The following is a 12,456-nucleotide window of genomic DNA, read 5'->3' on the forward strand; positions in this document are numbered from 1 at the left end:
GCTTGCGCGCTGTCCCGCCCGCTTGCCGTCTCGCTGAAGACCAGCAGCAGGCCAAGCACGATCGCAGCCATGCCCGCCATGCTCAAGGCGGCCAGGCGGTTGCCCAGGAACAGGTAGTCCAGCAGCGCGGTCACGCCCGGCACCAGGTAGAACAGGCTGGTGACGTTGACCAGGTTGCCGGCCTGGATCAGCCGGTAGAGCAGCAGCGTGGCGCCCACTGAGATCACCAGCGCGAGCCATGCCAGCGACAGCGCGAAACCGGCGCCCGGCACCACCGCCATCGGCTGGAACGGGACGAACAGCAGGCACAGGGCAAGCCCCGCGCAGTACTGCAGCGGCAGCACGTCCAGCGGGGCCTGCCGGATGCGCTTTTGCAGGATGGCGCCGATCGTCATGCACGCCAGCGCCGCCAGCGCGAAGGCCATGCCCAGCGGCGAGAAGCGCGCCAGGCCGATGCCCTGCCAGACCACCAGCACCAGTCCGCACAAGGCCACCGCGAGTCCGGCCAGCCGGCGCGCGGAAACGCGCCGTTCCACCAGCAGCAAGGTCAGGATGGGCTGCACGCCCAGCACCGTGGCAAGTACGCCAGGCGTGATGCCGCGCGCCAGCGCCAGCAGGTAGCAGATCGAGTAGGCACCGGTCAGCAACAGCCCGGCGGCGGCCACCTGCAAGCGCGTGCCGGCCGGCGGCAGCCAGCGCCGGCGCCATGCCGCAAGCACCAGGAGTACGCTCAGCGCCAGCGCGAAGCGCGCCACCAGCAAGGCAAAAGCGGAAGCATATTCAAGCCCTAGCCGCGCGAAGATCGCGCCGCTGCTCCATAGCAGCACGAAGAGCGCGGTCGCGCCATGCGCGCTCAGGGCGGTTTTGTTCAAAGCCATGATATTCACCTGTCACGGGAATCCGAAAGCTCCGGCACGCCCGGCTGCGCGCGGGCGCGTGTCGCGCCCTGGCGCGATGCCGGGCCTGGCCGAAGATGGAAAAAACCGAAAAACCGGGCTGCGGATCAGCCCAGCAAGGCGGCGGGCGGCGGCGCAAGGCCAGCCCCCGCGCGCGGCGGCGACGTGACAGGAGGTGCGAAAGCCGCGGCGCACGGCCATGCCGTGCCCGCATGGGTCGCGATGGCGGCAATGGGATGGTGCGCGGCGTGGATCATGATGCTTTCGTGGAAACTGCGGGAAAAATCCGTTGGTCCGTGGAGGCCGAAGAATCCGGTAGTCCGGCGAACTGCGTAACGGTACACCACGCAAACGCGCAAGGCAATGCTGCGCCGCCAACGGCTTACGAGGCCGGTTCGGGATCGGCTGCCAGCCGGCCGGCAACGGCAAACAGCCATGTCGCCAGCACGGCCAGCGCCCACAGCACCAGCACCCGGCCCGCCACGAGCTGCTCGTCAACCAGGTAGGTGCTGCACAGCTGGACCTCCGCCTCCTGGTAGAGCAGCCCGGCGGTCAGCATCATCCAGCAGCCATTGATGACGAAGAAGCCTTGCAGTACGGGGCCGGCCGCCTGCCAGGACGCGCGCGCCAGCAGCCCGGCCAGCACCATGGTCACGACCTTGGCCATGCCGCTCGGCGCCCCGAGCGTGGCTTCGTCCAGCGCCACCGGCAGCATCCAGTAGCTGACAACGCACCAGGCCGCCAGCAGGCCCGGCAGGCCGGCCCCGTTCCATGGGGCCAGCCAGCTCGTCAGGCGCCGGCCAGCACAATGCGCGGCCCACCAGCCGGCCAGCGCGAGCAAGGGCAATTCAAGCCCCATATGCCGGACCATGGACGCCTCAAGCCAGGGGCGCAAGAGCGCGGCCAGCGCCAGCAGCAGCCCGGGGCAGCAGGCTTGCCAGCCAGCCGGGAGCGCGAGCGGATTGCGCCATGGCCGGCGCGCGGGCAGCGGCCTCATGTGCCACCGCGCAGCAGGTCGGCCAGTGCCAGGTCCGGCCGCGCCACATCGTAGGCCGCGGCCAGGCGGCCCTTGCCATCGAGCAGGAACAGCGCCGCATTGTGCGAGTAGCCGCCCAGCCCGTCGGGCAGCACGACAATGCCGAAGGCGTCGAGCAAGCTGCGCAGCCGCGCCGGCTCGGCCACCGTGGCGAAGGTCCACATGGCGTGATCGGCGCGCAGCGTGCGGGCATAGGCCCGCAGCGCGGCCGGCGTATCGCGTGCCGGGTCGAAGCTCAGGGTCAGCAGCCGCACACGGTCCTGCAGCCCGCGCTCGCGCAGCTGCTGCTGGAGCCACGCCTGGCCCGAGGCGCTGGTGCGGCAGATCGCCGTACATTGCGTGTAGACGAAGCTCACCAGCGTGACGGGTGCGCGGTCCGCGAGGGCTTCAGCGCCGGACGGCGTCCCGCCACCGAACGCATGGCGGGCACCGGCCTGATCGACCAGTGCCAGCGCCGGCAATGCGCGCGGCACGCGCGCCAGGTCGAGCCGGCGCGCGCCGTCTGCGCTGACCGTGCGCAGTCCGCGCGTGGTGGCGAACACCGCCGCGCCGGCCGCCGCCAGCACCAGCGCCACCATCAGCAGCGTCCTGAGCCACATGCGCGTCATGGCTTGGCGGAACCTGCTCCACCGATGAAGGCCTGCAGCGCCTCGCCGCCATGCCAGGGTTCCTTCTGCGCCGCCGACGCCGTGCGCGCCGCCGCGATCTGCGCGGCATCGACCGGTGCCGCATGGTTGCCCCACTGGCTACGGATATGCGTGGCCAGCGCGGCGATCTCCGCGTCGGAGAACTGTTCGCCGAACGCCGGCATGGCGCCGTTGTAGGTGGTGCCAAGCACGTCCAGCGGGCCGGTCATGCCGTGCAGCAGGATCTGCGCAAGCCGGTCCGGCTCGCCGTTGACCCAGGGCGAAGCGGCCAGCGGCGGGAACACGCCTGGGATGCCTTGCCCGCCGGCCTGGTGGCAGGCCTGGCAATTTGCCGCGAACAACTGCTTGCCATCGGCAACGGTGCCCTGCCCGGCCGGCGCCGCCAGCGCGGCCGCGTCGCGGCGGTCGCCCAGCGCGGCGGTGCCGTCGGCGCGCTCGATCGCGATATAGCTGACCGCCCACACCAGCAGGCCGCATACCAGCGCCAGCACCACCTTGGGCACCGGGTTGTGCTGCTCGACGGGATCGGCGTTTTCTGTCTTATGGGCTTGCGAGGGCTTCATCGGGTCGGGCGGCCGCATCCGGGGTAGTCGGCGTGGACGGCGCGTAGAGGTTGAGAGTGGGATTGGAAGAAGCGGCCGCACCGCGCAGGTTGGAGGGTGCGGCCGAAACGGCTGCCAGCGTGATACGTCCCGGGGATTGCCGGGTGGTATCCGCCGCGGCGGCCTGCTCCAGCACCGGGTAGGTGTGGCGCAGGCTGATCAGGTAGGCCACCAGGTCCAGGGCCTGGGGCGTGGCCACCGCTACCTTGCCGGGCGGCACCGCGCCGCCCGGCAGGGCGACGACCTTGTCGCCCTTGGCCACGGCGCCCTCCGGCTTCAGCTCGAACAGGAAGGGGTAGGCCGGCATGATGCTGTCAGCCACATAGGCGCGCGGCTGGTAAAGGTGGCCAAGGTGCCAGTCGGCGCTGGGCTGGCGCACGCCGATATTGAAGAGGTCCGGCCCGGTGCGCATGGTGCCCAGCAAGGGCGGGCTGTCGTAGTGATAGTCGGCCGCGACCGAGGGCCGCCCCCAGCCGCGCTGCCCGTCGGCGCGGCCGGCGCCGGTGGAACTGGGCTGCTGGGTGTGGCAGGCAATGCAGCCGTTGGCCAGATAGACCTCGCGGCCGCGCAATTGCTCGCTGGTGTACGGCGCCAGCGCCGCCGGGGCCGGCACATCCTTGAGCTGCAGGAAGGGCACCACGATCATGGCCGAGGTGGCGAGCGAAAGCGTGACCATCGCCCCGCCCACAAGTTTGAGTTCGTTTTCCATGTTCAGGCTGCCGCTTGGGTGGCCATGCGATCGGTCTGCGCAAGCGCCGAAGGACGCAGGACCATCAAGGCAAAGTGGAAGGCAAAGACCAGGTGGCCCAGCGTCATCAGCGCGCCGCCGAGCGAGCGCCCCTGCAGCCAGGGCAATGTGACCGCCACCGAATCCATGAACGGCCGCGCCGGGTCGAGCAGCGCCAGGCCCTGCAGTACGCCACCGATGCTCAGGGTGATCAGGTAGGTCAGGAAGCCCGCCACCACCAGCCAGAAATGCAGCGAGATCAGCGCCGGCCGGGGCCACGGCGCGTCGACGATGCGCGGCAGGGCGAAGTAGATGCCGCCGAAGATCACCATCGACACGAAGCCGTACATGCCAAGGTGCGCGTGCGCCACCGTGAAGTGCGTGAAGTGGGTCACCGCGTTGAGCGAGCGCAGCGCCTCGAAGGAGCCCTGCACCGACGCCAGCGTGTACATGATCGCGCCGAAGACGATGAAGCGCAGCGTGGCCGAGTGGCGCAGCGCGCCGAAATGCCCCTTGAGCGTCAGGTGCTGGTTCACAGAGAACGCCGTCACGGGAATGATCATCATCACGCTCTGCACGATCGACAGCGTGATCAGCCATGGGGGAATGGGTCCGCCGATCAGGTGGTGGGCACCGACCTGGCCGTAGAAGAATGCCAGCGTCCAGAAGCCCAGCAGCGACAGGTTGTATGAACGCACCGGCCGCCCGATCACCTTGGGCAGGAAGTAGTAGACACAGGCGAGCGACAGCGGCGTATAGAACAGGCCCAGCACGTTGTGGCCGAACCACCAGTTCATGGTGGCCTGCTCCACGCCGAAATGCACGCCCGGGACCTTGGCGACCACGTACAGCACCGGGAACCAGAACAGCGCCGCGCCGATGTACCAGACCGACACATACAAATGGTGTACGCGGCGCTTTTGCAGCATGAACGCCAGCGGCAGGCCGATCATCATCCCGCCCAGCGCGAACAGCAGGCCCACCTGCCACGGGATCTCCAGCCATTCCAGTCCGGCATTGATACCGATGGCGATGCCGCCCAGTCCGGCCACCAGCCCCGCATTCCAGATCAGCGCGCCGATGACGGCAAAACGTCCGCCCAGCAGCGGCGTACGCAACAAGCGCGGCAGCATCCACAGCGTCAGTCCGAGCAGGCCCATCGGGGCCCAGCCATAGGCCACCGCATTCAGGTGCAGCGTGCGCAGGCGGCCGAAGGTCAGCCAGGCCTGCTGGGTCAGCAGGTCGGGCAGGTGCAGCTTGAGCGAACTGAGCAGCCCGGCGGCGGACGCCACCACCAGCCAGACCACCGCGCAGCTCAGCAGCAGCAGCGCCGGCATGGCGCTGGAGCGGTCGGCTTGCTGCCGCGCGGCCAGTTCGAGGTCGAGGTCGGCCCGGGCCGCCGCGGCGGCGGCCGGCGCCTGCCGGCTGGACGCCGCGCCCGCCCACAAGGCCTGCCGCTGCACGGCATCGCTCGACGGCTCTTCCGGATGGCCGACTTCGCCGGCCGCGAAAATAGTGCGGGCACCAGCGGCCTCGAGATCGAACAGGCCCTTGCGCAGCGACCAGATAAAGGCGAACAGCCCACCTACCGAAAGCAGGAAGGTAGCTAACAACAGACTCGTGGGATCCATGGATTTCCTTGCTCTTCCCGCAGCGGCACGGCAGCCGCCGTGCTCAACGGACAGCGCTGCATGCTAAGGATGCAAGCCCTGGCGGAACAGGAGCAGATCTGCACGATTCAACCGGACCAGCTTGATTTGCGCGCGACATGATGCCGCAGTAGCAGCCAAGGAACTGATCTGCCGGCGGCCTCCCGGTTGATACGGTACAGTTGAAAAAATCCAGTACCTTGCCAAACAGTTGCTTCCCTATGTCGTCGATGCCGTCCAAGTCCACCGCCCCTCGCCAGGCCACCCCCGGGTCCGCCGCCCCCGGCACGCTCTATGAAACACTGGCCGACGACATCGCGCAGTCGATCCAGGCCGGCACGCTGCGCCCCGGCGACCGCCTGCCCTCGGTGCGGCAGGCCAGCGCCAGCCGCGGCCTGAGTCCATCCACGGTGTTCCAGGCCTATTACCTGCTGGAAGCGCGCGGGCTGATCGTGGCGCGCCAGCGCTCCGGCTATTTCGTCGCCAGCGCCAGCCGCGTGCTGCCGCCCGAGCCGGAGGCGCCGTCGCAGCCGGCCGAGGACTCGACCGCGCTGAACGTCAGCGAGCTGGTCTTCGACGTGCTGCAGTCGGCCAAGCAGCGGGAGCTGGTACCGCTGGGATCGGCATTCCCGAGCCCGCTGCTGTTTCCGCTGCCGCGCCTGGCCAAGTCGATGGCCGGGGTGATCCAGCATCTCGACCCCTGGAGCTCGGTGGACGACATGACGCCAGGCAATGCCGGCCTGCGCCGGCAGATCGCGCTGCGCTACCTGATCGACGGACTCACCGTGCACACCGACGAGATCGTCATCACCAATGGCGCACTGGAAGCACTGAACCTGTGCCTGGCGGCGGTCACGCGGCCGGGCGACGCGGTGATCATCGAATCGCCGACCTTCTATGGCGCGCTGCAGGCGCTGGAACGCAACGGCCTGCGCGCCATCGAAGTGCCGACCCATCCGCGCGAGGGCATCGAGCTCGACGCGCTCGCCCGCGCGCTGGACCGTCACCGCCCGCGCGCGTGCTGGCTGATGACCAATTTCCAGAATCCGCTCGGCAGCCTGATGCCGGACGACAAGAAGCGCGAGCTGGTGCAATTGCTGGCGCGCTTCGAGGTGCCGCTGATCGAGGACGACGTCTACGGCGAGCTGTACTTCGGCAGCAAGCGCCCGACGCCGGCCAAGGCTTTCGACGCGCACGGCCTGGTAATGCACTGCGGCTCGTTCTCGAAATGCCTGGCGCCAGGCTACCGGATCGGCTGGGCCGCACCCGGACGCTTCGCGCGCGACGTGGCACGCGCCAAGCTCACCAGCACATTGACGGTGGCGGCGCCGACGCAGGCCGCCATCCTCGGCTATCTGGAGAAGGGTGGCTATGACCGCCACCTGCGCCAGTTGCGCCAGGCGCTGATGGTGCGCCAGGATGCGTTCGCGCAAGCGATCGCACGGCATTTCCCGCCCGGCACGCGCGCCACGCGGCCGGCCGGCGGATACTTCCTGTGGATCGAAATGCCGTCGGGCACCGACAGCCTTGCCCTGCATCGCTTCGCGCTCTCGCACGGCATCAGCATCGCGCCCGGGCCGATCTTCTCGGCGCATGGCGGATTCCGCCATTGCCTGCGGATCAATTGCGGGCACGATTTCGACGAGCGCACCGATGCGGCACTGGCCACGCTGGGACGGCTCGCCAGGCTGACGATGCAGTAAAGGCGGCGCCGTCCCACGCTGACAACTTACAATGCGCGGCCCAATGGAGAACATGCAATGGAATCCCGCCTGACCGAACTCGAAATCAAGGTCGCCTTCCAGGACGACCTGCTCGAAACGCTCAACCTGGCCGTGGCGCGCCAGCAGCGCCAGATCGACCTGCTGCAGGAGCAGCTACAGGCGCTCTACCAGCAGATGCGCTCCAGCGGCGCGGGCGGCGCCGACGGCGGCCCGCAGCACGAGATCCCGCCGCACTACTGAGTTTGAAGATGGCGCAGCCCCGGCATGAAGCGGGCACCGGCCCGACCGATTGAACGAAAGCTGCGCCATCGCGGTCTGACTGGCTGGTGCGCGAACCGACGCGCAAGACACCAACCTGGAGTCACCGCAGCATGGCGATTCGCGCCAACCCACTGAAAGCCCTCGGCATTGCCGCGTGCGCCGCAATCGCCACGCTGGGCACCGCCAGCGCCGTTGCCGGCTACAACATCTGGACCGGCGAATACACCTTCTCCCGCCAGGAATTGCAGGACGCCGTGGACAAGCGCTTTCCGGCAACGCTGCGCTACGGCCAGCTTGTCGACGTGCAACTGACGCATCCGCGCCTGGTGCTCGACGACGCCAACAACCGCGTGACCACCCAGGTGGATGCGCGGCTCAGCAATACCTTGCTGCCGGCGCCGCCCATCGACGGCACGCTGTCGCTGAGCAGCGGACTCAGATACGATCCGGCGAAACGCGCCGTGCTGCTCGACAATCCTGCCGTCGAACAGGTGCGGGTAAACGGCATGCCGGCGCAGTATGGCGAGCAGCTGAATGCGATCGGTGCCGTGGTGGCGCAGCAAATCCTGCGCGACTACCCGCTTTACACCTTCACGCCGGAGCAATTGCGCGTGGCCGGCAAAGAAGTCGAGCCAGGCGCCATTACCGTGCTGCCCGACGGCATCAAGGTGCAGGTCAATACGCGCTAAGCGCAATACGTATCCCATATTCGCATCGAATGCGGCTGGCATTGCCGCGCGGCATTTGTTGTATTGGCGCACGCATTCATACCAGAACCACAAGGATTAAATGCATGTCGCGCGAGTAAACTCGCCCGACCGGTTATACTCCGCGCTCCAACAACTAACGGGTAATTACAATGGCCGTAGCAAAGAAAGTCGCACAAACCAGCGCAGCAAAGACCAAGCCGGCAGCCGCCAAGAAGGCCGCCGTGCCCGCAAAGAAGGCCAGCGTGCTGGCTCGCGAACTGCAAGCTGCGAAGAAGGGCCTGCTGAAGCTGCGCGCCGATGCAAAGAAGGCGATCGAAGCCGCCAAGCGCGAAATCAAGGTCGCAGCCGAAGCCGCCAAGAAGGCAGTGCTGGCAGAGAAGCAAGCCGCCAAGGAAAAGCTGGCTGCGCAAAAGGCCAAGGCCAAGCCGGCAGCGAAGAAGCCGGTGGTGAAGGCCGCCGTGGCGAAGAAGGCAGCAGCACCGAAGGCCGCTGCCAAGAAGGCCGCCGCACCGAAGGCCGCCGCCAGGAAGGCAGCCGCTCCGAAGGCAGCAGCAGCGCCGAAGGCAGCCGCTCCGAAGGCCCCGCGCAAGACCGCCGCAAAGAAGCCGGCAGCACCGAAGAAGGCCGTGGCCGTGAAGGTCGAGGCAGAAGCGCCTGTCGCCGCGAAGTAAATCGCGCGAGGGCCAGCGCGGCAAGCGGCCCGGACATGCGCGCGGAAATCCGCGCCATGCTTCGGTCCCCGCCGCGCACCGCTCTGGTGCGAACCGGCTGGTGCCTGGCAGGGCCAGCCGGACATCCCTGTCGAAATCCCCGGCTTCCCGAACGTCTCAAGCCTTCAAGCAGGCTCTCCCACCCAACAGGCCAGCTCGGCAGGCGCCTCTCTCCCGCACGTCCGGTCGCCCTGTTTTCCCGGCCGTCATTCGATGTCATTCCGGCAATTGCCCGCACGGCCGCCAGGAAAGACCCGACGGATATTTCCCTCGATTAATGCAGTCCGGTAATTCACGCCTCGCTCTCGCAGCATCTTAAGCCGACGCTTAAGCTGGAACCAGGCCAGAACTCAGCCGGAACCTGAGTGGAACCGGAACCAGCATTCGAGCCAGCCTTTTCTGTCATCCCCGGCCCGTTTTCCGCCCGGCATTCAGGCTGCTGTCAGCCGGTATGGGATGAGAGATTTCCTATTTGCGAAATACCAGGCTGAAGTTATTGACCGGCATCGGAACCGGCTCGTCCATGCGAAAACCCTCCGCTTCGCCCAGCGCCGCCACGTCCTCCATATTGCGCACGCCCCATTCGGCATCGGCGCTGCGCAGCTGCGCGTCGAAGACAGCATTGCTTGGCGCGGTATGTTCGCCGTTGCGCCGATAGGGACCATAAAGGTAAAGCACGCCACCTGCCGGCAGCAGGCGGCCCGCCCCCGCGAACAACGCCTCGGCCGCCGCCCACGGCGCGATGTGGATCATATTGATGCAGACCATCGCTTGCGCCGCCTCGATGCCCCAGGGCTGCTGCCGCACGTCCAGCACCAGCGGTGCGCGCACGTTGGCCAGCCCGGCATGGGCGGTCCAGCCTTCGATCGAAGCGCGCGCGGTGGCATCCGGATCGCTGGGCTGCCAGGTCAGCCCCGGCAGCGCCGCGGCAAAATAGGCCGCGTGCTGGCCGGTACCGCTGGCGATTTCCAGCACAAGCCCGCTTTCCGGCAAGACCCGGCGCAACACGGCGAGGATGGCGTCGCGGTTGCGGTCGGTGGCTGGCGCGATCCGGCGAGCGTCGAGTTGCGCGTCTTGGTTCGGCATGGTGTTCTCCTGTGGACAATAGTGCGCACGGCGTACTGGCGCGGTGGCTGGTCGGTGCCGCAAGCGTAGCAGGCATGCGCTGCATGCGGGGCACGGAGACATCGGACTGCCTTCGCCCGTCACGCGCGCACGGGCCCGAACCGTTCCCGGTAGTCCCCCGGGGAAGTGCCGACGCGCTTGCGGAAAACGCGATGCAAGGCGTCCACGCTGCCGAAGCCGGATCGCTCGGCGATGCGCTCCAGCGGCCACGCCGTGGTCTCCAGCAACGCCTTGGCGCGCTCCGCACGCGCGCCTTCGACGAAGCGCGCCGGCGGACCGCCCGTCTCCCGGGCAAAGGCCCGGGCGAGCGTGCGCTCGCTCATGCCCGCGCGCGCGGCAAGCGCGGGCCCCCGCAGGTCACCCCTGGGATCGTCGATGATGGCAGCCAGCAAGGCGCGCAGCCTGGGCGTCGCGCTGCCCTGCAGCTGCAGTCCGGTACTGAACTGCGACTGGCCGCCGGGCCGCCGCAGGAACAGCACCAGCTCGCGCGCCACGGCAAGCGCCAGCTCGGGACCGCAATCGGCCTCGACCAGCGACAGGCACAGGTCGATGCCGGCGGTGACGCCGGCCGAGGTATAGATAGGCGGATCCGCGACGAAGATCGCGTCGGGTTCGACCCGCACCGCCGGGCGCAGCGCCTGCAGCAAACCGCAGGCGTTCCAGTGCGTGGTGGCGCGACGCCCGTCCAGCAAGCCGGCGGCGGCCAGCACGAAGGCGCCGGTGCAAACGCTGGCGATGCGGCGCGTGCGCCTGGCGCGCGACTGCAACCAGGCGATCAGTTCCGGATCGGCGGCGGCGCGGCGCAGGCTTGCCTCGCTGCCGCCGGCGACAACCAGGGTATCGGTGCGGGCGGGCAGATCGGCCAGCGCGGCCGCGCCGGCCAGCCGCAGGCCGGCATGGGTCCCGAGCTCGCCGCCGGCCTGCGTGGCAAGCGTGACCTGGTACGGCTTGCGGCCCGCGGGACTATGCAGGTTGGCCACGGCGAAGACTTCCATCGGCCCCACCACGTCGAGCGACTGGACGCCCTCGAAGCCCACCACCACCACGCTCCTGGTTGTTCTCTGTGAATTGGTCATGGCAAAGAATGCGGTAAATCTGGCCTTTTTGCCAGAGCCCAAAAGCCGTATTTTGACCTGGATCGAGACACGTCAACCGAGGACACCATGCAGCACACCTTCAGGCTCCGCCTCGCCGCACTCGCATTCAGCGCGCTCTTGTCATGCGGCTGCAGCGAACCGGGCACCCAGACCCAGGCGCCAGCATCGCCCGAGCCGGCCAGCCTGGCAACCGCCGCGCCGCTCGCCCTGCCGGCGCCCAAGGCCGGGCGCGTGCGGCCCCTGGTGGCGGTACTGGCCGACAACGCCGGCACCGAGGTGACCGATTTCGTGATTCCCTATGGCGTGCTGCGCGAGGCGGACGTGGCCGACGTACGCTCCGTATCGACCGGCGCCGGCACCGTCGCGCTGATGCCGGCCCTGCGCATACGGGCCGACCAGACCATCGCCGGCTTCGACGCGGAAGTGCCCGCGGGGGCGGACATCGTGATCGTGCCGGCGATGCACCACGACGATACGCCCCAGGTGCTGGCCTGGCTGCGCGCCCAGGCCGCGCGGGGGGCCACCGTGGTGGCGGTCTGCGAGGGCGCGCTCGTCCTCGCGCGCGCCGGGCTGCTCGATGGCCGCTCGGCCACAACACACTGGTATGCGATGCGCGGCATCGAAGCGAAGTTCCCAGCCACCCGCTGGGTGCACGGCCGGCGCTATGTGGCGGACGGCAACATCGTGACCTCCAGCGGCGTGACCGCCTCCCTGCCGCTGTCGCTGGCGCTGGTCGAAGCCATTGCCGGCCAGCCGGCGGCGGCAGCGGCGGCGGCCCGGCTGGGCGTCCGGGACTGGAGCGCGCGCCACGATTCGACGCCGTTCAGGCTGGACGCCGCGAGCATCGGCCTCGCGCTCTCCAACCGCCTCGCGTGGTGGCGGCACGAAACCGTCGATATCGCGGTGGCGCCCGGCTTTGACGAGATCGCAGTGGCGCTGCAGGCAGACGCGTGGTCGCGCACCTATCGCTCCGAAGCCAGGACGCTGGGCACTGCCGCCCAATTGCGCTCGCGCCGCGGCTTGCGGCTGGAGGCCGACGCCGTTGCCGTCGGCGCGGCGACCGGTCCCGAGCCTGGCCACCATGCGTCGGCCCCGTATGCCGGACCACCGGCCGAAGCGCTCGATGCTGCCCTGGGCACCATCCAGGCCCGCTACGGCCAGGCGACCGCGCAGTTCGTCGCGCTGCAAATGGAGTACCCACGCCGTTGAGGTCCGATGCCGGCGATGGCAGCGCCGGCAAGATGCAAAACGCCCCCGATGAAAGCATCATCG

At 68.7% G+C, this 12,456-nt stretch carries 12 protein-coding genes and 1 pseudogene; 5 read left to right on the plus strand and 8 right to left on the minus strand.

The annotated features are described in order from the left end of the window. The 6 genes and pseudogenes from P3W85_RS31695 to P3W85_RS31720 form a co-directional block, all read right to left on the minus strand. Positions 1–878, minus strand: an 878-nt coding sequence (locus P3W85_RS31695; RefSeq protein ID WP_276267671.1) for a DMT family transporter, incomplete at its 3' end; no start/stop codon positions are given. Positions 879–1,278: 400 nt separating this feature from the next. Continuing rightward, a complete protein-coding gene (locus tag P3W85_RS31700) occupies positions 1,279–1,893 on the minus strand; it encodes a hypothetical protein (RefSeq protein ID WP_276267672.1) in 615 nt (204 codons plus the stop codon). Continuing rightward, positions 1,890–2,540, minus strand: coding sequence for an SCO family protein (locus P3W85_RS31705; protein ID WP_276267673.1), 651 nt, complete (start codon positions 2,538–2,540; stop codon positions 1,890–1,892). The genes P3W85_RS31700 and P3W85_RS31705 overlap by 4 nt, the downstream gene beginning before the upstream one ends. Continuing rightward, positions 2,537–3,142, minus strand: coding sequence for a c-type cytochrome (locus tag P3W85_RS31710; RefSeq protein WP_276267674.1), 606 nt, complete (start codon positions 3,140–3,142; stop codon positions 2,537–2,539). The genes P3W85_RS31705 and P3W85_RS31710 overlap by 4 nt, the downstream gene beginning before the upstream one ends. Before the next feature lie 157 nt (positions 3,143–3,299). Next, positions 3,300–3,890, minus strand: a pseudogene (locus tag P3W85_RS31715) (cbb3-type cytochrome c oxidase subunit II); the annotation flags it as partial. A 2-nt stretch (positions 3,891–3,892) separates the two neighbouring features. Beyond that, a complete protein-coding gene (locus P3W85_RS31720) occupies positions 3,893–5,539 on the minus strand; it encodes a cbb3-type cytochrome c oxidase subunit I (RefSeq protein ID WP_276267675.1) in 1,647 nt (548 codons plus the stop codon). Between the two features lie 248 nt (positions 5,540–5,787). On the opposite strand from P3W85_RS31720, the gene P3W85_RS31725 reads away from it, so the two are divergent. The 4 genes from P3W85_RS31725 to P3W85_RS31740 all read left to right on the plus strand — a co-directional run bounded on the left by P3W85_RS31725 (position 5,788) and on the right by P3W85_RS31740 (position 8,923). Next, on the plus strand, positions 5,788–7,260 hold the full coding sequence (locus tag P3W85_RS31725; protein WP_276267680.1) for a PLP-dependent aminotransferase family protein: 1,473 nt from the start codon (positions 5,788–5,790) through the stop codon (positions 7,258–7,260). Positions 7,261–7,317: 57 nt separating this feature from the next. Next, complete coding sequence (locus P3W85_RS31730; RefSeq protein WP_017229890.1) at positions 7,318–7,521, plus strand: SlyX family protein; 204 nt, start codon at positions 7,318–7,320, stop codon at positions 7,519–7,521. Positions 7,522–7,652: 131 nt separating this feature from the next. After that, positions 7,653–8,231 carry a DUF1439 domain-containing protein gene (locus tag P3W85_RS31735; RefSeq protein WP_276267676.1) on the plus strand — a complete coding sequence of 193 codons (579 nt, stop codon included), beginning with the start codon at positions 7,653–7,655 and terminating at the stop codon, positions 8,229–8,231. 170 nt (positions 8,232–8,401) lie between these two features. Further along, complete coding sequence (locus P3W85_RS31740; protein WP_017229892.1) at positions 8,402–8,923, plus strand: hypothetical protein; 522 nt, start codon at positions 8,402–8,404, stop codon at positions 8,921–8,923. 507 nt (positions 8,924–9,430) lie between these two features. Here the strand turns inward: P3W85_RS31740 and P3W85_RS31745 are convergent. Beyond that, positions 9,431–10,048 carry a DUF938 domain-containing protein gene (locus P3W85_RS31745; protein ID WP_276267677.1) on the minus strand — a complete coding sequence of 206 codons (618 nt, stop codon included), beginning with the start codon at positions 10,046–10,048 and terminating at the stop codon, positions 9,431–9,433. Between the two features lie 119 nt (positions 10,049–10,167). Beyond that, positions 10,168–11,163 (minus strand): GlxA family transcriptional regulator, encoded by a 996-nt coding sequence (locus P3W85_RS31750; RefSeq protein WP_276267678.1) that lies wholly within the window; start codon positions 11,161–11,163, stop codon positions 10,168–10,170. Between the two features lie 87 nt (positions 11,164–11,250). Here P3W85_RS31750 and P3W85_RS31755 point away from each other — a divergent pair, with 87 nt between their 5' ends. Then, positions 11,251–12,393, plus strand: a complete 1,143-nt coding sequence (locus P3W85_RS31755; RefSeq protein WP_276267679.1) for a DJ-1/PfpI family protein — start codon at positions 11,251–11,253, stop codon at positions 12,391–12,393. Positions 12,394–12,456: the final 63 nt, after the last annotated feature.

Source organism: Cupriavidus basilensis (genome assembly GCF_029335485.1).
Lineage (GTDB): Bacteria > Pseudomonadota > Gammaproteobacteria > Burkholderiales > Burkholderiaceae > Cupriavidus > Cupriavidus basilensis_E.

Coding starts and splice junctions, on each gene's coding strand:
- P3W85_RS31700 (WP_276267672.1), bottom strand. CDS start 1,893: ATGAGGCCGCTGCCCGCGCGCCGGCCATGGCGCAATCCGCTCGCGCTC.
- P3W85_RS31705 (WP_276267673.1), bottom strand. CDS start 2,540: ATGACGCGCATGTGGCTCAGGACGCTGCTGATGGTGGCGCTGGTGCTG.
- P3W85_RS31710 (WP_276267674.1), bottom strand. CDS start 3,142: ATGAAGCCCTCGCAAGCCCATAAGACAGAAAACGCCGATCCCGTCGAG.
- P3W85_RS31720 (WP_276267675.1), bottom strand. CDS start 5,539: ATGGATCCCACGAGTCTGTTGTTAGCTACCTTCCTGCTTTCGGTAGGT.
- P3W85_RS31725 (WP_276267680.1), top strand. CDS start 5,788: ATGCCGTCCAAGTCCACCGCCCCTCGCCAGGCCACCCCCGGGTCCGCC.
- P3W85_RS31730 (WP_017229890.1), top strand. CDS start 7,318: ATGGAATCCCGCCTGACCGAACTCGAAATCAAGGTCGCCTTCCAGGAC.
- P3W85_RS31735 (WP_276267676.1), top strand. CDS start 7,653: ATGGCGATTCGCGCCAACCCACTGAAAGCCCTCGGCATTGCCGCGTGC.
- P3W85_RS31740 (WP_017229892.1), top strand. CDS start 8,402: ATGGCCGTAGCAAAGAAAGTCGCACAAACCAGCGCAGCAAAGACCAAG.
- P3W85_RS31745 (WP_276267677.1), bottom strand. CDS start 10,048: ATGCCGAACCAAGACGCGCAACTCGACGCTCGCCGGATCGCGCCAGCC.
- P3W85_RS31750 (WP_276267678.1), bottom strand. CDS start 11,163: ATGACCAATTCACAGAGAACAACCAGGAGCGTGGTGGTGGTGGGCTTC.
- P3W85_RS31755 (WP_276267679.1), top strand. CDS start 11,251: ATGCAGCACACCTTCAGGCTCCGCCTCGCCGCACTCGCATTCAGCGCG.